The 21,438-nt window shown below is 49.0% G+C and carries 18 protein-coding genes; all 18 read left to right on the top strand.

Annotation, left to right across the window (positions count from 1 at the left end):
- The first annotated feature begins 291 nt into the window (after nucleotides 1-291).
- Complete coding sequence (gene hppD, locus VIM87_RS09520; RefSeq protein ID WP_331996763.1) at nucleotides 292-1,419, top strand: 4-hydroxyphenylpyruvate dioxygenase; 1,128 nt, start codon at nucleotides 292-294, stop codon at nucleotides 1,417-1,419.
- Nucleotides 1,420-1,843: 424 nt separating this feature from the next.
- Complete coding sequence (locus VIM87_RS09515) at nucleotides 1,844-2,596, top strand: L,D-transpeptidase family protein (RefSeq protein ID WP_331996762.1); 753 nt, start codon at nucleotides 1,844-1,846, stop codon at nucleotides 2,594-2,596.
- A gap of 253 nt (nucleotides 2,597-2,849) precedes the next feature.
- Nucleotides 2,850-3,428 carry a gluconate 2-dehydrogenase subunit 3 family protein gene (locus VIM87_RS09510; RefSeq protein WP_331996761.1) on the top strand — a complete coding sequence of 193 codons (579 nt, stop codon included), beginning with the start codon at nucleotides 2,850-2,852 and terminating at the stop codon, nucleotides 3,426-3,428.
- 110 nt (nucleotides 3,429-3,538) lie between these two features.
- Nucleotides 3,539-5,236, top strand: coding sequence for a GMC family oxidoreductase (locus VIM87_RS09505; protein WP_331996760.1), 1,698 nt, complete (start codon nucleotides 3,539-3,541; stop codon nucleotides 5,234-5,236).
- 92 nt (nucleotides 5,237-5,328) lie between these two features.
- Complete coding sequence (locus tag VIM87_RS09500; protein WP_331996759.1) at nucleotides 5,329-7,026, top strand: GMC family oxidoreductase; 1,698 nt, start codon at nucleotides 5,329-5,331, stop codon at nucleotides 7,024-7,026.
- A 165-nt stretch (nucleotides 7,027-7,191) separates the two neighbouring features.
- Entirely contained in the window at nucleotides 7,192-9,000 is a 1,809-nt protein-coding gene (locus VIM87_RS09495) for a glycoside hydrolase family 35 protein (RefSeq protein ID WP_331996758.1), read from the top strand.
- A 176-nt stretch (nucleotides 9,001-9,176) separates the two neighbouring features.
- Nucleotides 9,177-9,620 (top strand): CBS domain-containing protein, encoded by a 444-nt coding sequence (locus VIM87_RS09490; protein ID WP_331996757.1) that lies wholly within the window; start codon nucleotides 9,177-9,179, stop codon nucleotides 9,618-9,620.
- Nucleotides 9,621-9,862: 242 nt separating this feature from the next.
- Nucleotides 9,863-10,339: an NADH-quinone oxidoreductase subunit A gene (locus VIM87_RS09485; protein WP_331996756.1), complete on the top strand. Its 477-nt coding sequence runs from the start codon at nucleotides 9,863-9,865 to the stop codon at nucleotides 10,337-10,339.
- Nucleotides 10,340-10,939: 600 nt separating this feature from the next.
- Entirely contained in the window at nucleotides 10,940-11,578 is a 639-nt protein-coding gene (locus tag VIM87_RS09480; protein WP_331996755.1) for an NADH-quinone oxidoreductase subunit B family protein, read from the top strand.
- A 132-nt stretch (nucleotides 11,579-11,710) separates the two neighbouring features.
- Nucleotides 11,711-13,453 (top strand): NADH-quinone oxidoreductase subunit C/D, encoded by a 1,743-nt coding sequence (gene nuoC / locus VIM87_RS09475; protein WP_331996754.1) that lies wholly within the window; start codon nucleotides 11,711-11,713, stop codon nucleotides 13,451-13,453.
- Between the two features lie 108 nt (nucleotides 13,454-13,561).
- Entirely contained in the window at nucleotides 13,562-14,026 is a 465-nt protein-coding gene (gene nuoE, locus VIM87_RS09470; protein WP_331996753.1) for an NADH-quinone oxidoreductase subunit NuoE, read from the top strand.
- Nucleotides 14,027-14,113: 87 nt separating this feature from the next.
- On the top strand, nucleotides 14,114-15,391 hold the full coding sequence (gene nuoF, locus VIM87_RS09465) for an NADH-quinone oxidoreductase subunit NuoF (protein ID WP_331996752.1): 1,278 nt from the start codon (nucleotides 14,114-14,116) through the stop codon (nucleotides 15,389-15,391).
- Nucleotides 15,372-18,065 (top strand): NADH-quinone oxidoreductase subunit NuoG, encoded by a 2,694-nt coding sequence (nuoG, locus tag VIM87_RS09460; RefSeq protein WP_331996751.1) that lies wholly within the window; start codon nucleotides 15,372-15,374, stop codon nucleotides 18,063-18,065. The genes nuoF and nuoG overlap by 20 nt, the downstream gene beginning before the upstream one ends.
- Before the next feature lie 110 nt (nucleotides 18,066-18,175).
- Nucleotides 18,176-19,126: an NADH-quinone oxidoreductase subunit NuoH gene (gene nuoH / locus VIM87_RS09455; protein WP_331996750.1), complete on the top strand. Its 951-nt coding sequence runs from the start codon at nucleotides 18,176-18,178 to the stop codon at nucleotides 19,124-19,126.
- A gap of 92 nt (nucleotides 19,127-19,218) precedes the next feature.
- Nucleotides 19,219-19,734: an NADH-quinone oxidoreductase subunit NuoI gene (nuoI, locus tag VIM87_RS09450; protein WP_331996749.1), complete on the top strand. Its 516-nt coding sequence runs from the start codon at nucleotides 19,219-19,221 to the stop codon at nucleotides 19,732-19,734.
- A gap of 105 nt (nucleotides 19,735-19,839) precedes the next feature.
- Nucleotides 19,840-20,367, top strand: coding sequence for an NADH-quinone oxidoreductase subunit J (gene nuoJ, locus VIM87_RS09445; RefSeq protein ID WP_331996748.1), 528 nt, complete (start codon nucleotides 19,840-19,842; stop codon nucleotides 20,365-20,367).
- Nucleotides 20,364-20,672: an NADH-quinone oxidoreductase subunit NuoK gene (gene nuoK / locus VIM87_RS09440; RefSeq protein ID WP_089919407.1), complete on the top strand. Its 309-nt coding sequence runs from the start codon at nucleotides 20,364-20,366 to the stop codon at nucleotides 20,670-20,672. Before nuoJ ends, nuoK begins: the two co-directional genes overlap by 4 nt.
- A gap of 30 nt (nucleotides 20,673-20,702) precedes the next feature.
- Nucleotides 20,703-21,438, top strand: a 736-nt coding sequence (locus tag VIM87_RS09435) for a proton-conducting transporter membrane subunit (RefSeq protein WP_331996747.1), incomplete at its 3' end; no start/stop codon positions are given.

Below are 21,438 nucleotides of genomic sequence, written 5' to 3'. Positions count from 1 at the left end.
CAAATGAAAATGAAATAATCCCCTTAATTCCCAAATACTTTCGTATACTTGCAGTAGCAACAATCTCTCATGCACAACCTGCATACATACTACTTTTTAATGGCTACCCTGGCCATGGATTCGTTAACGGCTTAATAGCCGGCAGCAGCTGCCTTTGGGTAGTATCTTCCTTATCATTTATTTTTTTCTGAGCTATTACTCCAACGGTATTGCATGCCTGCAGGCGTTTTCATACACCCGCATTCATAAACCAATCATCATACACCAAAACTTTCTAAAATCCGCTCATATATGCATACAGCTACTGCACCTGTGGTAAATAACAACACCCAGGATTTTTTACCGCTGAACGGTACCGACTATGTTGAATTCTATGTAGGCAATGCCAAACAGGCCGCTCACTTTTACAAAACTGCTTTTGGCTTTCAGTCTGTGGCCTATGCAGGCCCTGAAACCGGCATGCGCGACCGCTGTTCCTATGTGCTGGTACAGAACAAGCTGCGTTTTGTGCTTACCACGCCATTGAAACCGGGCAATGAAATATCCAGCCATATAGAAAAGCACGGCGATGGTGTTAAAGTGCTGGCCCTGTGGGTAGATGATGCCCGCGCCGCTTTTGAAGAAACCGTGAAAAGGGGCGCCAAACCTTTTATGCAGCCCACCGTTGAAAAAGACGAACATGGGGAGGTGGTGCGCAGCGGCATTCATACCTACGGCGATACGGTACATATTTTTGTAGAGCGTAAAAACTACAAAGGCCTGTTCCTGCCCGGTTATAAGGAATGGAAAACCGTGTATAACCCCGCTGATACCGGTTTGCAGTATGTAGATCATTGCGTGGGTAATGTAGGCTGGAACGAGATGAACACCTGGGTAAGCTTTTACGGCAATACCATGGGCTTTCACAACCTGATCTCTTTTGACGATAAGGATATTTCCACCGAATACTCGGCCCTTATGAGTAAGGTAATGAGCAATGGCAACGGCCGTGTGAAATTCCCCATCAATGAGCCGGCCGAAGGCAAAAAGAAATCGCAGATAGAAGAGTACCTGGATTTTTACGGCGGCCCCGGCGTACAGCACGTGGCCATTGCCACCAATGATATAATACATACCGTAGGCGAATTACAACGCCGTGGTGTGGAGTTCCTGACCGTGCCCGGCTCTTATTACGATGAGCTGCTGGAAAGGGTAGGGCATATTGACGAAGATATTGCACCGCTGCGGGAGCTGGGCATCCTGGTAGACCGGGATGAAGAAGGCTACCTGCTGCAGATCTTCACGAAGCCCATCCAGGACCGCCCAACAGTATTTTTTGAGATCATACAGCGTAAGGGCGCCAAATCCTTTGGGAAAGGCAATTTTAAAGCGCTTTTTGAATCCATAGAAAGAGAACAGGAGCGTAGAGGCAACCTCTGATGAAATAGGATAGGGGCTGGCGAGGGCCAGCCCTTAATTATCAGTGTTTTGGATTACCCACCACCCCCGGCAGCAGCATTTTAACTTACCTTTAGCATCTCAGCCCACCCTTTACTTGCACATCCGCCCATACCCTCGTAATTTTGACAATAATCCACAACGATAGCACGTTTGTTTTATGAGGACACAAACATTATTCGGTATCTTGTTCCTGTTAGGGGGTATATTTCAAGCCATTACAGCTTATCTGATTTACGAGGGCCACAACCATTATATTATTAAGCTGGTGAATCGTAAAGTTGGTATTGTTATATATATTATTTTTGCACTATTATTGTTCGTGTTAGCATATTTAAACCTATCCAACGGAGTAAAATGACCCGGTTAAAGGGTATATATGGTTAAAAATTCTTTTTAAAAGTATATGAAGCGGATTATTGCAGCGGTATTATTGATGTGTAGCGTATCTGTGGCGGCCCAGGCACAACAGTCGTTCCTGGAGAACCAGAAGCTGTTTCCCAAGGTGGGCGTGGCGTATCGCGAAAAAGAGGAAGCATTGAAAAAAGAGTTTGAGAAAAAAGGGCTCACCTACCCGGCCAAATACATTTTCCTGCGTTCCTTTAAGCTGGACAGTGAGCTGGAGATCTGGGTAAAGAACAATGCCAGCGATACCTTCCGCCTGTTTAAATCATACCGGGTTTGCACCCTCTCCGGCAAAATGGGGCCTAAACGTAAGGAAGGCGACCGCCAGGTACCGGAAGGGTTCTACTACATCAACGATTTTAATCCTAACAGCAACTATCACCTGTCACTGGGTTTAAACTATCCCAACTACTCCGATAAAATATTGAGCGATGCAAAAAAGCCGGGTGGTGAAATTTATATTCATGGCAGCTGCCTCACTATTGGCTGTATTCCCTTAACCGACGAGTTTATTGAGGAAGTGTACATTCTGGCGGTGAATGCCAAGAACGCCGGACAGGATTTTATACCGGTGCATGTATACCCCGTTAAATTCGGCAATACCCGCTCTATGGATTACCTGGGCGGCGTATCCTTAACCGATAACAGCTCCCAGCAGTTTTGGGTAGAGCTGAAAACCGCGTACGACTATTTTGAAAAGCATCACCGCCTGCCGGTGGTACTGGTAGATAATAAAGGGAAGTATGTTATGTAGTGAATAATTAAGAATTAACAATTAATATTAAAGCGGCTGTTCTGTAGGGGACAGCCGCTTTTTATTTATGGTTCAGGCTGTTAAATAGGGGAGTGCATGTTATGAAAATTGTTAATGTACCGGAATTTCCGGCCGGTCATCTAAAAAAGGTTAGTAGTACTTAATTATCCATTATTGATTATTTTACGGACGGTGTTTGTTTTTTGCTTTTTTTTTCAAAACTTGAGCCGAAAGGTCAAATCAATTTACCATTATGAATAGAAGAGATGCTATCAAGAACGTTGCCCTGTTGCTGGGTAGCGCCATTTCTGCTTCCACGTTAGCGGCCCTGGATGGCTGTACAAGCTCTGCGCCCAAGAACTATGCCCTGCAGGCGCCGGAAACCAAATCCACACTAGCTGAAATAGCGGAAACCATTATCCCGGAAACCGGTACGCCTGGTGCGAAAGCGGCCAAGGTAGATGATTTCATCGTTACGATGATGAATGATTGTTATGAGCAAAAAGATCAACAGATCCTGCTGGATGGTCTGAAAAAAATAGATGAAGCCAGTAACAAACAGTATAAAAAGGCTTTTGCTGACCTGACTGCAGAGCAGAGAACAGCCGTGTTAACGGAAATTGATAAAGAGCGTGTAGCTTATAATAAACGTGAGAACAAAGGGAAAGATGATCCCACGCATTACTTCCAGTTTATTAAAGAGCTTACCCTCTTAGGCTACTTCACCTCTGAACCCGGCGCTACCAAAGCCCTGCGTTATGTAGCTGTTCCCGGTAAATATGAAGGCTGCATACCCTACAAGAAGGGAGATAAGGCCTGGGCAGTGTCATAAGATGCCGGCCATTATCAACAGCTATTCATCCAAAGTTGAACGTGTAATGCAGATAGCTTCGCAGCTAACGCTTTACTGCTTATTTGATCAATTACAAAAACTGAAATTCCATGAATCTTAATATAAAAGCGCAGGAGCAGAATACGTATGATGCTATTGTAATAGGCTCCGGCGTAAGTGGCGGATGGGCCGCTAAAGAGCTCACAGAAAAAGGTCTGAAAGTATTAATGCTGGATCGTGGTAAACCACTGGAGCACGTAAAAGACTATGATACTGCTACCAAGGACGTGTGGGAATTTCCGCACCGTGGCCGTATCACCAATGAGCAGCGGGAAACACATCCCAAGCTGAAACGCGATTACCCTTACAGCGAACATAATGAAAAGTTCTGGATCAAAGATTCAGACAGCCCGTATAACGAAGTAAAACGCTTTGACTGGTACCGCCCGGATATTGTGGGCGGTAAATCCATTATGTGGGGCCGCCAGTCGTACCGTTGGAGCGATATTGATTTTGAAGCCAACCTGAAAGATGGTATTGCTGTTGACTGGCCTATCCGTTATAAAGATCTGGCGCCCTGGTATGATTATGTAGAAACCTTTGCCGGTATCAGCGGTCAGGCCGAAGGGCTGCCCCAGCTGCCGGATGGCAAGTTTATGCCTGCCATGCCAATGAACTGTGTGGAAACAGAAGTGAAGAAAAGAGTAGAGGCCAAGTTCAAAGACCGCAGGATCACCATGGGCCGTGTGGCTAACATCACCCAGCCATTACCCGGCCGTACGCAATGCCAGTTCCGTAACCTGTGCAGCCGCGGTTGCCCCTTTGGCGCATACTTCAGCACACAGTCATCTACCCTGCCGGCTGCAAGGGCTACCGGTAACCTTACCTTACGCCCGGATTCTATTGTGAACTCCATCATTTATGATGATGCAAAAGGCAAAGCTACCGGTGTAAAAGTAATTGATAAGCACACCAAGGAAATGACAGAGTACTATGCCAAGATCATTTTTGTGAACGGCTCTACCCTGGGCAGCACCTTTGTGCTCATGAACTCTATATCCAAACGTTTTCCGAATGGTTTGGGCAATGATAGCGGTGTGCTGGGTAAATACCTGATGGATCACCATTTCCGTACAGGCGCTTCCGGTACCTTTGAAGGGTTTGATGATCATTATTACTTTGGCCGCCGTGCAAATGGTATCTATGTACCGCGTTACCGCAACATAGGCAGCGATAAGCGCGATTACCTGCGCGGCTTTGGTTACCAGGGTGGCGCCAGCCGCAGCGGATGGCAGCGCGGTATTGCTGAAATGGGCGTTGGTAAAGATTTCAAAGAAGCGCTCACAGAACCCGGTCCGTGGACCATGGGCCTGGGTGGTTTTGGAGAATGCCTGCCCTATGAGCAGAACCAGGTAACGCTGGATAATTCCGTTAAGGATGCCTGGGGACAACCGGTGCTGAAATTCGATGCCGGCTTCTTTGAGAATGAAACCAAGATGCGTAAGGATATGATGAACGATGCCGCTGAAATGCTGGAAGCAGCAGGCGCTAAGGACATCCATACTTTTGATAACGGATCTTTCCCCGGCATGGCCATTCATGAAATGGGTACGGCACGTATGGGCCGCGATCCTAAAACATCTGTGCTGAACAGCTGGAACCAGGTGCATTCCGTAAAGAATGTGTTTGTTACAGATGGCGCATGTATGACCTCTGCCGCCTGTGTGAACCCTTCACTCACCTACATGGCGCTTACCGCCCGTGCAGTGGATTATGCAGTAAAGGAAATGAAGAAAGGAAACATATAAATTATAAATGTGCAGGTGTGTAAATGTGCAGATGGATTAAAGCATACCATCCATTTGCATATCTGCACATCTGCATATTTGCAGATTGAACCATGAATCTCAACATTAGAGCAGTAAAAGAAAATACCTATGACGCAATTGTTGTGGGTTCAGGTATCAGTGGGGGATGGGCAGCCAAAGAGCTGTGCGAAAAGGGACTGAAAACATTAGTGCTGGAAAGGGGCAATGACGTAAAGCACGTAAAAGACTATACCACCGCCATGATGGCGCCCTGGGAGTTCAAACACCGCCTGCAGCTTACCCACGAGGTTAAGCAGAACTATCCCATCCAGAGCCGCTGTTATGCCTTTGACGAATCCTCTCAACAATATTGGGTAAACGATAAGGAGAATCCTTATAACGAGATCAAACCATTCAACTGGTTACGCGGCTACCACGTAGGCGGGCGTTCCCTGATGTGGGGCCGCCAGGTGTACCGCTGGAGCGACCTGGATTTTGAAGCCAATGCAAAAGACGGGCATGGGGTAGACTGGCCTATCCGTTATAAAGATATTGCGCCCTGGTATGATTACGTGGAAACCTTTGCCGGCGTTAGCGGCCAGGCAGAAGGGCTGCCGCAGCTGCCGGACGGCAAGTTCCTGCCGCCCATGGAAATGAACTGCCTGGAAAAACATGTGGCTGCACGCATCAAAGAAAAGTATAACGACCGCATAATTACCATAGGCCGCGTAGCGCATGCTACCAAACCTATGCAGAATGGCCGCCAGTGCCAGTCGCGCAACCTGTGCCACCGCGGATGCCCCTTTACCGGGTATTTCAGCAGCAACGGCGTTACGCTGCCGGCAGCAGCAGCCACGGGCAACCTTACCCTGCGGCCGGATAGTATTGTAACAGAAGTAATTTACGATGAGCAGAAAGGCAAGGCCACCGGCGTACGCGTGCTGGATGCGCATACCCTGCAAACCGTAGAGTATTATGCAAATATTGTTTTCCTGAATGCCTCTACCTTAGGAACAACCTTTGTGCTGCTGAACTCAACCTCCAACCGTTTTCCGAATGGTTTGGGAAATGACAGTGAGCAGGTGGGCCATAACCTGATGGATCACCATTTTGGCGTAGGCGCAGATGGAGAGTTTGATGGTTTTGAAGATCAGTACTACAATGCAGGCCGCCGCCCGAACGGTATTTATATTCCCCGCTTCCGTAACGTGAACGCCGCTACGAAAATGAAAGATTATGTACGCGGTTTTGGTTACCAGGGAGGTGCTGGCCGTGGCCGCGGCAATAGTACAGAAGGCATAGGCGCTGCCTTTAAGGAATCGCTGACAGAGCCGGGTAAGTGGAGTATGGGCGTAGGTTCCTGGGGCGAGCACCTGCCGTACTATGAGAATAAGGCCACGCTTAACAAAAACAAAAAAGACAAGTACGGCTTACCAACCCTGGATATTGATTGTGAGTTTAAGGAGAATGAGCTGGCCATGCGTAAGGATATGCTGGAAAGCGCCAAGGAAATGCTGGCAGCTGCCGGCTTAAAGAATATCACCAGCTATGATGATATGCCGCCTCCCGGCCATTGTATCCATGAAATGGGCACGGCACGTATGGGCCGGGATCCCAAGACCTCTGTACTGAACAGCTGGAACCAGCTGCATGCCGTAAAGAATGTGTTTGTAACAGATGGGGCCTGCATGGCATCCTCTGCCTGCCAGAACCCATCCATCACTTATATGGCGCTTACCGCCCGTGCCTGTGATCATGCGGTAACAGAGTTGAAAAAAGGTAATATATAAACGTAACGTATATATGAAAGGTGAAAAATGAAGCAAATTCATTTTTCACCTTTCATTTTTTCATGTATTTTCACCCTTTCACATGCATTTTTAACCTTTACCTGTTTTAACCTACTATCCCTTTTACAGAATGTTAACTTTGACCCTAATTTTTCATCAAGGACAATGAGAACACTTTTACTGAGCCATCTGTTGTTGCTGGCCTGCGTGGTTATGCAGGGCGCTTATGCGCAGGACAAACACAGTTTTGAACTTTCAAAGACCGAATTCCTGCTGGATGGAAAACCCTTCCAGATCATCAGCGGAGAAATGCACCCCGCCCGCATTCCAAAAGAATACTGGAAACACCGCATTCAAATGGCCAAAGCCATGGGCTGTAATACCATTGCCGCTTATGTGTTCTGGAACTACCATGAGCAGGAGCCGGGCACTTTTGACTTCAGCAGCACCAATCATAACATTGCGGAGTTTATTCAGATGGTACAGCAGGAGGGGATGTGGGTATTACTGCGCCCCGGGCCCTATGTATGTGCGGAGTGGGAGTTTGGCGGTTTGCCGCCTTACCTGCTGCGTACACCGGATATTAAGGTACGCTGCCTGGATCCCCGCTATATGCAGGCCGTAGAGCGATATGTAGCGGCATTGTCGGCACAGGTAAAACCCCTGCTGGCTGCCAACGGAGGCCCTATATTAATGGTGCAGATAGAGAATGAATACGGCAGCTTTGGTAATGACAAAGCCTACCTGAACCGCCTGAAAGAGCTGTGGGTGCAGAATGGCATTACCGGGCCTTTTTATACCGCAGACGGCGCAGCCAAACCTAACCTGGAAGCCGGTACTGTGCCAGGCGCCGCTATAGGCCTGGATCCCGGCGCATCGGAGGCCGATTTTACAGCAACCGCCAGCCTGTATCCGGATGTACCTATTTTCAGCAGCGAATCTTACCCAGGCTGGTTAACCCACTGGGGCGAGCAATGGGCGCGGCCTGATAAAGAAGGTATTTTGCGGGAAGTAAAATACCTGCTGGATAATAAACGCTCTTTTAACCTGTACGTAATACACGGCGGTACCAACTTTGGCTACACCGCCGGCGCCAATTCCGGCGGCAAAGGTTATGAGCCGGACCTTACCAGCTATGATTATGATGCGCCTATTAATGAGCAGGGCGTAGCCACGGCCAAATACATGGCCTTCCGGCAAATGATCAGCAACCATCTGCATAAGGCATTGCCGCGTATACCGGCGCCTATACCCACCATCAGCTTCCCGGCCGTACCCATGATACCCTTTACCAGCATCTGGGAGCAATTGCCGGAGGCGGTGCATTCCGCACAGCCGCAGCCCTTTGAAGCCTATGCGCAGGATTATGGCTTTATGCTGTACCGCACTACCCTGGTAGGGCATAAAAGCGGCAAGCTTGTGATCACAGACTTGCATGATTATGCCACCATTTACCTGAACGGGGAGTACATGGGTAAATTAGATCGCCGTTTGGGAGAGAACAGCATTGAGATCCCGAAGAGCAATGTAAAAGACCCGGTGCTGGAAATACTGGTAGAAGGTATGGGCCGTATCAACTTTGCACAGCAGATCATTGACCGCAAAGGCATCACCGACCGCGTAACCCTGAATGGCATGACGCTTATGAGCTGGGATGTGTTTGGCCTGCCCATGACGGAAAAATATATCCAGAACCTGCATCCCACCAGCGGCACCACTGCCAAACCAGGGCAGTTCTTTAAAGGCACGTTTAAGCTGTCGCGCGTTGGCGATACCTATATTGACTTTTCGCAGCTTAAAAAAGGCCTGATCTGGGTGAATGGGCATAACCTGGGCCGCTACTGGGATATAGGCCCGCAAACACGCCTGTATTGCCCTGCCAGCTGGCTGAAAAAGGGGAATAATGAAATTGTGGTGTTCGACCTGCACCAGACGGCCCCGGCCTCTGTAAGCGGCGCCAGGACCTTAGAATAAGTTTATTAATAGATACATACCTGTTAGTGCCTGGTTTTAGTTTAAAATCAGGCACTAATAATTTACAACTAATCGCTAACTACGCCGCTCTCACCGCTGTATTGCTTTTTCCGCACAAAAACCTTAACTTACAATAACTGGTTTTTCATATTTCTTCATTTTTAAAAGGCCTCGTTATGGGAACTGTACGAAATATCCTGCAGGCCAAGGGTCATGCAGTGTACTCCATTAACCCGGACAGCAGCGTATTTGAAGCGTTAAAGATTCTGGTAGATAAAAATGTTGGCGCTTTGATGGTTGTTGATGATCAGGGTAAATTCCTCGGCGTTTTCTCAGAACGCGATTATGCACGCAGAGTGATCCTTAAAGGCAGGGCATCCAAGGAAACTGCTATTCGTGAAATTATGACCGAACGCCCTATTACGGTCTGCGAAAACGATTCTATTGAAGACTGTATGGTAAAGATGACGGATAAACGTATCCGCCACCTGCCCGTAACAGATGATCAGCAACGGCTGATAGGCCTGATCTCCATTGGTGATGTGGTAAAGTTCATTATTGATGAGCAGCGCTATATTATCAATAACCTGGAGAGCTACATTAGCGGCACCCATACGTGATCCGGGATCTTAGATTTACGATTTTAGATTTTAGATTTGATAAAAAGGGCAGCTTCGCTTCAATCAGATCTAAAATCGTAAATCTAAAATCTAAAATGGAAATGGTGGTTTGTATTATTTTTTGTACATTCATATCACATATTCATTACCGTAAGACAGTAGTAGATACGTAGCATGTAGTTTATTTGACAGATTAACAGACTGACTTTTAAAGTTCTTGTTCGCTTGGAGGGCGATGTATCTTGAAAGAATCAGTTATTGAAACAGCTCCTGTTTGGCCCTTTATTGTTTTCGGGGCCATTGTACTGGTACTGGTAGGTGCCATCCTGGGACTCTCATATATCCTGGGGCAGCATCATAAAGACCGTGCCACCGGTGAAGCCTATGAATCCGGCATCCTTTCCACAGGCTCTGCACGTTTGCGCTTCCCTTCTCAATTTTACCTTATTGCCATGTTGTTCGTGATCTTTGATATTGAAACCGTTTTCATTATCTCATGGGTCATTGCATTTGATGAACTGGGTTGGGCTGGTTACATTGGCGTAAGTATCTTTATCTTTATTTTATTAGTGGTATTGATCTATGAATGGCGCAACGGCGCACTGGATTTCGGACCGGATGGAAAGAAGATATTACGGGCCTATAAAAAAATGCGCAGCAGCGCCAAAGCCGCTGACAGTGGCAGCATACAGCTGCCGCCACCACAACCGGCCCATTAACACTACGGAAAAATACATTAAGGTATATAGGACTATCTGAAAAAAAGGATGTATTTATTATTCCACGGATCTAATTAAAAGACTGGCCTTCTACTCCTCTTTACAGCCAGACTGGATTGGAATCAATTGAATTGTCAATTACACATTACGAATGAAGGAGAACCGTATGGTTACTGTGTTTGTAATAATGTTTTGATGGTTCACCGACACACGGATTCAATTACGAATTGTCAATCACACATTGCGAATGCGCAGACCGTATGGGGTTACTGCGTTTGTAATAATGTATTGGTGATTCGCCGACACACGGATCCAATTACGAATTGTCAATTACAGATTATGAATGAAGGGAACCGTATGTGGTTTCTGCATTTGTAATGCGTTTGATGATTTGTAGTTACATGCTTCTTCTGTTTTATTACACATTTAATGCAAAGGATTAGTTACGAATGAAGGAAACCGTAAGCGGTTACTGTCTGTTGTGCTTCGTTGTTATTCGTAATTACATACTTCCATCGCTTTAGCATGCATAGCCCGGAATGCGTGCAGGCGAACTATTACCCGATCGTAATTAATAATCTGTAATTAATATTCTCCCCTATGGATTGGTGGTTAAGTAACGCAAAGGATCAAACCGGTAAAGTAAACGGTAATACTTCTCTGGAACAGGCCATGCAGCAAAGCATGATATTAAGCTCTGTAGACCGCTTGCTGGCCTGGGGCCGCAAAAATTCCCTGTGGCCCTTTCACTTTGGATTATCCTGCTGTTTTGTGGAAATGGCCACTGCCATGACGCCCAAATATGATGTGGCGCGCTTTGGTGCAGAAGTGATACGCGGCACGCCCCGTGAGGCCGATGTGATGATCATTGCCGGTACCGTGTTCATTAAAATGGCGCCTATTATTAAACGCCTGTATGAGCAGATGATGGAACCGCGCTGGGTGATCTCCATGGGCTCCTGCGCCAACTCCGGCGGTATGTATGATATCTATAGCGTAGTGCAGGGTGTAGATAAATTTTTACCGGTAGATGTGTATGTACCGGGTTGCCCGCCACGGCCCGATGCTTTTATGCAAGGGCTGGTAATGCTGCAGCAATCTGTGGGTAAGGAAATACGCCCGCTTAGCTGGACCATCGGCGACCAGGGTGTAATAAAACCGGATAAGATCTCTATGCGCGAAGTGTTGCATGATAAGCGGCAGCAAATGACGCAGTTCAAAACACCGGATGAGATTTGAGTGGGCGGGAAGTCCATGGTCGATGGTCCATAGTCCATGGCCTGTAGCGGAGAGAATGGTTTTGTGTGAGGTGGTAAGAGGTGGAGACCGTGGTTAGTAAAAGCAGCTTTGAAAAAATAGCAACGAAACAATATGAACGATATCAAATCAGCACTGGATGCCCGCTTTGGAGAACAAACCTGTAAAGAACAGGTGACCCGCGATGCAATGCCCACCTTTTGGGTGCCGCAGGAAAAGCTGGTGACCGTGCTGCAATACCTGAAATCCGATCTTACACAACCTTACCGCATGCTCTATGACCTTACGGCCATTGATGAGCGTGCGTATAAAAGGCCGCAGAACGGGCATATACCTTATGACTTCACCGTTGTTTACCACCTCTTCTCCTTCGGGCGTAATGCTTTCCTGCGTTTAAAAGTAGGGCTGCGGGGCGAGTATCCCTCCCTGTCCAGCATTACACATATATGGCCCGCCGCCAACTGGTATGAGCGCGAAGTGTTCGACATGTTCGGCATCCGCTTTAACGGCCATCCCTTACTGAAACGTATTTTAATGCCCAGCACCTGGGAAGGTCACCCATTGCGCAAAGAGCATCCTGCACGCGCCACGGAAATGGGACCATTCAAACTCTTTGATGAAAAGGTTGACCGGGAGCAGGAGGCGCTGCAGTTCCGCCCGGAAGACTGGGGCCTGAAGCTGCACAGCGAAGATGCGGATTTTATGTTCCTGAACATTGGCCCCCAGCACCCCGGTACGCATGGCGTGCTGCGTATCATCCTGCAGCTGAACGGAGAAGATATTGTAGACGCAGTACCCGACATTGGCTTTCACCACCGTGGTGCAGAGAAAATGGGCGAGCGTCAGTCATGGCATACCTATATTCCCTATACCGACCGTATTGACTATTTAGGCGGGGTAATGAACAACCTGGCCTATTTACTGTCTGTTGAAAAGCTGGCCGGTATTGAGGTGCCGCTGCGTGCGCAGGTGATACGCGTTATGCTGTGTGAGTTCTTCCGCATTGCCAGCCACCTGGTATGGTATGGCACTTTTGCGCAGGATGTAGGGCAGCTGTCGCCGGTGTTCTATATGTTCACCGACCGGGAACGCGTATTTGAAATTATAGAAGCTATCTGCGGCGGCCGTATGCATCCCAACTGGTTCCGTATAGGCGGCGTAGCGCAGGACCTGCCCAATGGCTGGGATAAGCTGGTGCGCGAGTTTATCCGTTATTTCCCGCCCAAGCTGCGCGAGTATGATAAGATGGTAATGCAGAATGCTTTGTTTAAAGCACGCACCGTAGGCATTGGTATTTACACGCTGGAAGAAGCCATTGAATGGGGCGTTACCGGCCCTGGCTTGCGCGCCTGCGGCCTGGAATGGGATATGCGTAAAATGCGGCCTTACAGCGGGTATGAGAACTTTGCTTTTGAAGTACCTACTGCCAACAACGGCGATTGTTATGACCGCGCACGGGTACGGGTTGATGAAATGCGGCAAAGCCTTCGCATTATTGAACAATGCCTGGAACATATGCCGGCAGGGGATTTTAAGTCGCACCACCCGCTGGCCACGCCGCCGGTGAAGCAGTATACCATGCACGATATTGAAACGCTGATCCACCACTTCCTCAATGTTAGCTGGGGCCCGGTAATACCGGCCGGTGAGGCTATGAGCTGTATAGAAGCTACCAAAGGCTGGAACGGCTATTATCTTACCAGCGATGGCAATACCTCGCCTTACCGTGTAAGAGTACGCACACCCTCTTTTCCGCATATGCAAATGATCCCGTACATCAGCCGCAGCTATACAGTAGCCGATCTGCTGTCTATACTTGGCGGGATGGATTATGTGCTGGCGGATATTGATAGATGAGCAGATGTGCAAATATGCAGATGTGCAGATGAAAAATGTGCTAATGTGCTGATATGCCAATGTGCTGGTGAGGAGATGTAAAAAGAGAAGATAAATAGCTATGATACTATGTTAACACAAACAGAAATATCAAAAATAGAACATGAGCTGCAGCAGGTGCCGGTAAGAAAAGCGGCGGTAATAGAAGCATTGAAAATAGTGCAGGAGCAGCGCCGCTGGGTATCTGATGAGAATGTGGAAGATATTGCTGCGCTGTTAGGCATGAGCGCGGATGAAGTGGATAGCGTGGCTACCTTTTACAACCTCATTTTCCGGCAGCCGGTTGGCCGCCATGTGATCCTGGTATGTGACAGCATCAGCTGCTGGGTAATGGGTTATGAGAACATCCGCAAAACGCTGATGGAGCTGCTGCAGATCAAATACGGGCAAACCACTCCGGATGGGCGTTTCACCTTGCTGCCCAATCCCTGCCTGGGTACCTGTGATCATGCGCCGGCTTTAATGGTAGACCAGGATCTGTACAGGGATCTGAATGAAAAGAACATTGGTGAGATATTAGATAAATATGAATAGATAGTTGGCAGTTGCCAGTGGGCAGTTTGCAGTCAGGCAACCGCTCACCGTAAACTGCCAGCTGCCAATTATAAACTGCAAACTAATATGGAGGCTCCGCTTACATCGGATATTCAACCCGGCTTGTCGTTGGACCTCAGGGCTTATGAAGCTCTGGGGGGCTACCAGGCATTACGCAAAGCATTACAGCAAATGACACCGCAGGAGGTGACTGCGCTCATAAAAGAATCTAACCTGCGGGGCAGGGGGGGCGCAGGTTTCAGCACAGGCATGAAGTGGAGCTTTGTACCAATGAATGTAAAAGGCCCCAAGTACCTGATAGCAAATGCCGATGAAATGGAGCCCGGTACCTTCAAAGACCGCTGGCTACTGGAAGGTAATCCGCATCAGCTTATAGAAGGCATGATCCTCTCTGCCTACGCTATACAGGCTAACATCTCTTTTGTATTCCTGCGATGGGCGTATAAGGAAGCGGCGCAGGTGATCCGCAAGGCGCTGAGCGAAGCGTATGCTGCGGGTTATTTAGGCAACAATATCTTAGGAAAGGATTTTTCCCTGGAAATGCACCTGCATACCGGCGTGGGCCGCTATATGTGCGGGGAGGAAACAGCGCTGCTGAACTCACTGGAAGGCAAGCGCGCCGTACCCCGCGCCAAACCGCCTTTTCCACAGATCAGCGGTTTGTTTGGCCATCCTACCATCGTAAACAATGTTGAAACGCTTTCATTCATTCCACATATCGTTAATAAAGGAGCCGCCTGGTTCCAGTCCCTGAGCCGTACCGGCGATGGGGGTACGAAAATATATGGTGTGAGCGGACGGGTAAATAAGCCCGGCGCCTGGGAATTACCCATGGGCGTAACTATGCGCGAACTATTAGAAGATTATGCCGGTGGTATGCAAAACGGTTACCGTTTCCGCGGGGCCTTGCCCGGCGGTGCATCCACAGATTTCTTAACATCAGACCATCTGGATACCCCAATGGATTTTACCGCTGTAGCTGCAGCGGGCAGCCGGCTGGGCACAGGTACTATGGTGGTGCTGGACGACCAAACCTGTCCGGTGGGTTTTGTACATAACCTGGAGCATTTCTTTGCACAGGAATCCTGCGGGTTTTGTACGCCCTGCCGGGAGGGTTTACCCTGGACCGAAAAAATATTGTATGCCCTGGAACAGGGGCATGGTACGGAAGAAGACCTGGTACAGCTGGAAATGCATACGCATTTGCTGGGACCGGGTAATACTTTTTGCGCGCTGGCCCCCGGCGCAATGGAACCCTTGCAAAGCGCGCTGAAATATTTCCGGGAAGATTTTGAACAGCATGTGCACGAAAAAAAATGTCCCTATGGCAATCATACACATTGACGGTAAGTCATACGAAGTAAAGGAAGGCAAGAACCTGCTGGAAACCTGCCTGTCGCTGGGCCTGGACCTGCCTTATTTTTGCTGGCACCCGGCGCTGGGCTCTGTAGGCGCCTGCCGGCAATGCGCAGTAAAATCATTTAAGGATGAAAAGGATACCAAAGGAAAGCTGGTAATGTCCTGCATGGAGCCGGTAAAAGACCAGCTGCGTATATCCGTGAGCGATAAGGAAGCAGCTGCTTTCAGGGAGCAGGTAATAGGCTGGCTGATGACCAACCACCCGCATGACTGCGCGGTGTGCGATGAAGGCGGCTCCTGCCATTTGCAGGATATGACGGTAATGACCGGGCATAGCTACCGCAACTATCATTTCTCCAAGCGCACCCATAAAAATCAATACATCGGCCCTTTCCTGAACCATGAAATGAACCGCTGCATTCAGTGTTACCGCTGCGTGCGTTTTTATAAAGATTTTGCAGGCGGCAAGGACCTGGATGTTTTTGCTGCGCATAACCATGTATACTTTGGCCGTCATAAAGACGGTACGCTGGAAAGTGAGTTCAGCGGCAACCTGGCGGAGATCTGTCCTACGGGCGTGTTTACAGATAAAACACTCAAGCAGCATTATACCCGCAAATGGGATATGACCTATGCGCCGTCCATTTGCCAGGGCTGTGGACTAGGCTGTAATATTATTGCCGGTGAACGTTATGGCTCCTTACGGCAGATCAGCAGCCGGTATAACGGCGCAGTGAATGGTTATTTCCTCTGCGACCGCGGGCGTTATGGCTATGAGTTTGTGAACAGTGAGCGCCGCATACGTGAAGTGGCCATTCGCGGCCTTATGGACCATACTATTGATCCCGGCGCTGCATTGCAGTATTTACAGGATAAGCTTCCTCCTAAGCGTACTATTGGCATTGGCTCCCCGCGCGCTTCGCTGGAATCGAACTTTGTATTACAGCAGCTGGTAGGGGAAGATAATTTTTACCTGGGCATGTCAGATGCAGAACATGACCTGGCTACGCTGGCCCTGAAAATATTAAAGAAGGGGCCTGTACGCACGCCCTCCATGCAGGAAGCAGCTACTGCCGATGCGGTGCTGATACTGGGTGAGGACCTGTTGAACACTGCGCCTATGATGGCCTTATCTGTACGGCAGGCGGTACGCAGGCAACCCTTACAGGAAGCCATGAACACCACGCATGTGCCGGCCTGGCAGGATGCAGCGGTGCGTGAAGCCATGCAGGATAAGCACGGGCCTTGTTATATACTGCATGTACAACCTACCGGGCTGGATGAAATAGCCACCCGCACCTACCATACAGCCCCGGATAATATTACCCGTATAGGCTTTGCCGTGAGCCAGCTCTTAGGCGCCCCGGTAGCGGCTATAAAAGACCTTTCGGAAGAGGAGCAGCAGCTGGCGCAAGCCATTGCCGATGCATTACTGGCCGCAGAACGGCCTTTGATCATTGCCGGTTATGGCTGCGGCTGTGAAGGCACCATGCGGGAAGCTGCCAATATCAGCTGGGCATTACAGCAAAAAGGCAAAGCAGCCATGCTGGTGCTTACTGTGCCTGAATGTAACAGCCTGGGCCTGGAAATGCTGGGCAGCCATCGCCTGGAAACTGCGGTAACTGCAGTGCTGGACGGCGACATAGATACCGTTATTATCCTGGAAAATGACCTGTACCGGCGTTTGGACCGGCACATAGCAGACCAGTTCTTTCAGCATTGTAAGGAGGTGGTGTTGCTGGATCACCTGTATAATGCCACGGCAGAAAAAGCTACGGTATTATTACCTGCCGGCACCTTTGCAGAATCAGATGGTACGCTGGTGAATAATGAAGGCCGGGCGCAACGTTTCTTCCAGGTATTTGCAGGCAGCGGCGTGGTGCAGGAAAGCTGGCGCTGGTTATTACAGCTGGGCGCTGCTACTAATAATACACGCCTGAAAAAGCTGGTGTACCTGGATGATGTAACGCAGGCGCTGGCACAATCATCCGCCATCTTTGCAGGCATTGATCAGCTAACACCGCCGGCAGATTTTCGTATAGCCGGTCAAAAGATACCGCGGGAGCCGCACCGTTACAGCGGCCGCACAGCCATGCTGGCCAACGTAAATGTGAGCGAGCCCAAACCGCCGGAAGATGCGGATACCGCTATGTCGTTCACCATGGAAGGTTACCGCGGGGAGCCGCCATCCTCCATGATCCCCTTCTTCTGGTGGCCGGGCTGGAACTCCGTGCAATCTATCAACAAATACCAGACAGAGGTAGGCTGCTCCCTGCACGACGGGGATTCCGGCAAGCGGCTGATAGAGCCCGCTGCTAACGGGCAGGCGCCTTACTTTTCCTATTCGCCGGACAATTTTGTTCCGCTGGCAGGGCATTTAATGCTGGTGCCTTTATACCACATTTTCGGATCAGAAGAGCTGAGCGTACATACGCCTGCAGTTGCAGAACGTATGCCGGCGCCTTACATTTTGCTGAACCCGGAAGATGCGCAGCGTTACCAGGTAATGGAATCGCACCAGCTGCAGCTGTCGGTTAACGGACATCCCTATACGTTTACGGTAAAGATAGATGCCACGCTGCATAAAGGCATGGCCGGTTTGCCGGTAGGTTTGCCGGGGATAGAAGTGGTGGGAGTGCCGGTGCTGGCGAAATTGTGATGAATTAATAATTAAGAATTAAAAAATGAATATGTAGACAAATAAAGCAGGGTTCAAATAGTAAGATGCAGGCATCTTGCTTCCAGTATCCTGCTTCAAAAACATCTTTTATGAGCGCTGGTCATTATTGGTTAGTTATTGGTGGCGTACTGTTCGTGATCCTGAACACAGCAGCCGGTTTAATATGGCTGGAACGCAGGATGCTGGCCCTGTGGCAGGACCGGTACGGGCCTAACCGCGCCGGACCTTTCGGGTTGTTCATTGTGCTGGCAGATACTATCAAGCTTTTCTTTAAGGAGGACTGGATCCCGCCTTTTGCAGATAAAGTGGTGTTTGTATTTGCACCGGCAGTAGTAGTGGCCAGTGTGCTGCTAAGCTTTACTATTATACCGTTTGCCCCCAATGTGGTGGTGGCGGATTTTAATGTAGGGGTGTTGTTCTTCCTGGCTATGTCGTCCATGGGCGTGTACAGCATTGTGCTGGGCGGCTGGGCCTCCAATAATAAGTATGCATTGCTGGGCGCTATGCGCGGCGCTTCGCAAATGATCAGCTATGAAGTTTTCATGGGGCTGTCCTTAATGGGTGTGGTTATTCTGAGTGGTTCCTTTAACCTGAGTGAGATCGTAGCAGCGCAAAAGAATGGCTGGTACATTCTGCCGCAATGTGTAGGCTTTTTTATTTTCCTGATTGCGGGCATTGCGGAAACACACCGCCTGCCCTTTGATATACCGGAGGCGGAAAGTGAGCTGGTGGCGGGCTTTCACTCGGAGTACTCCGGTATGAAGTTCGGCATGTTCTTCATAGGGGAGTATATGGGCATCACGCTGATCTCTTCTATGGTGGTAACCTTATATTTCGGCGGCTGGCTGGGCCCTGCTTTTCTGCCACCGGTGATCTGGTTTGTATTAAAAACGTTTGTGTTCATTATGCTGTTCATCCTGTTAAGGGCCTCAATGCCACGCCCACGGTATGATCAGCTGATGGAATACGGATGGAAGATCTTATTTCCGTTGTCGCTGGTAAACCTGCTGATAACGGCTGCTATTAAATTACTCATCTGATCTTAGATTTTAGATTTACGATTTTAGATTTGAATGCCGGGCATCTTTTCGACGATCGTAGATCTAAAATCTAAAATCCCAAATCTAAAATCATGTTTAGTCTGTTGCGCAGTATGTGGCTGGTTTTCCTGCACATGTTCCATAAAAGGGATACTTACCAGTATCCTGAGGAAAGAGCGCCGCTGCCGGCACGCTGGCGGGGCCGTATAGCGCTAACCCGCGATCCTGATGGAGGGGAGCGCTGCGTAGGCTGTTATTTATGTGCGGCGGCCTGCCCGGTGGATTGTATCTCGCTGCAGGCAACGGAAGATGAGCACGGGCGGCGTTACCCGGAATTTTTCAGGATCAATTTTTCACGCTGCATCTTTTGCGGTTTTTGTGAAGAGGCCTGTCCTACCTACGCCATACAACTGTTACCTGATTTTGAAATGGCGGAGTACAACCGCCAGAACCTGGTGTATGAAAAGGAAAACCTGCTGATCAACAGCCAGGGTAAATACCCGGGTTACAACTATTACAAAGTAGCCGGCATGGCTATCGGCGGCAAAGCAAAAGGCGAAGCCGAACATGAAGAGCCACCGGTAGATGTTAAGAGCCTGCTGCCATAAGGAATTTTAGATTTTAGATTTACGATTTTAGATTTGAATGCCCCGCATTTTTTCTCCATCGTACATCTAAAAATCTAAAATCGTAAATCTAAAATCGTAAATCCCATGGGAGTTTTGTTTTACATAACAGCGGCCATTGCTGTTTTCTCTACCGCGATGGTAGTAACACGGCTCAATATTATGCATGCATTGCTGTACCTGATCGTGTCGCTGTTATCTGTAGCGGTGATCTTTTACCTGTATGGCGCGCCTTATATGGCTTCACTGGAGATCATTGTGTATGCCGGCGCTATTATGGTGCTGATCATCTTTTTTGTAATGATGCTGAACCTGGGGCCGGAAAGCACGCGTTTGGAAAAGCAGTGGTTAAAGCCCGGTATGTGGGCGGTGCCTGCTTTGTTCTGCGTGGTGCTGCTGGGCGAGCTGGTATACCTGATCGCGCAAAATCATACGCCCGTTACCGGTATTAAGGAAGTACCGCCCAAAGAGGTGGGCCGTGCCTTGTTCGGTCCTTATATACTGGCCGTGGAGCTGAGCGCTATGCTGCTGATGGCGGGCATTGTGGGCGCCTATCATTTAGGCCGGCAGCAACCAAAAACCTTACACCGTTTTCTTCAAAGCAAACCATCATGAACATTCATCCAACCACTGCAGGCATGACGCTGGCCGGGATACTTTTTGTACTGGGCCTTATCAGTATGCTCATACGCCGTAACATGATCTTTATGCTGCTATCGGTAGAGATTATGCTGAATGCGGCAGGCCTGGCCTTTATAGTGGCTTCCTCACACTGGGCGCAGCCGGACGGGCAGGTGATGTTCATGTTCATACTGTCAATGGCTGCTGCAGAAGTATCTGTGGGCCTGGCGCTGATCCTGCAGCTCTATCACCAGCTGAAATCACTGGATAGTGATGAAGCCAGCAGGATGAAAGGATAAAAAGAACAACAAATCATAAATCATTGTTTTATGCTTTTCCTCATACCGGCATTGCCATTCTTTTCTGCCCTGGTGCTTATACTGGCCGGGCGCTCCCTGAACAAGGCGGCGGTTTCTGTGATTGCCTGCGGCAGTATGGGGTTAGCTGCGGCTATTACATTGGTATTGGGATTGCCCTTCATACAATCCGGCGGGCATGTTATAGTACAACATTTATGGACCTGGATGCAGGCCGGTTCTTTCAGCGCGGGTATTGACCTGCGGCTGGATGCCTTATCCCTGGCCTTTGTATTTGTGATCACGTTCGTGGGTTTTCTTATTCATGTATACTCCACCGGGTACATGGCTGAGGATGCGGATTACAGCCGCTTTTTTGCCTGTATGAACCTGTTTGTAGGCGCTATGCTGCTGCTGGTGCTGGCTGATAATTTACTGCTGTTATACTTTGGCTGGGAGGGGGTTGGCTTGTGCAGCTACCTGCTGATAGGTTTCTGGTATAAGGATCCTGCCAATGGATATGCGGCCCGCAAAGCCTTTATTGTAACCCGTGTTGGCGATACCGCCATGGCTATTGCCCTGTTCATGTTATTCCAGTACACCGGTACTTTACAGATCCAGCAGATATTAGATCAGGCGCCGCAGCTATGGGCTGCAGGCAATAGCACCATTGTATTGATCGCCTTCCTGTTATTGGGCGGCGCTGTGGGCAAATCGGCACAATTGCCGCTGCAAACCTGGCTGCCGGATGCTATGGCCGGTCCTACGC

This window comes from Chitinophaga sp. (assembly GCF_036569125.1).
Lineage (GTDB): Bacteria > Bacteroidota > Bacteroidia > Chitinophagales > Chitinophagaceae > Chitinophaga.
The sequence above is the reverse complement of the archived record's forward strand: the minus strand, read 5'-3'. Positions and strand labels throughout refer to the sequence as shown.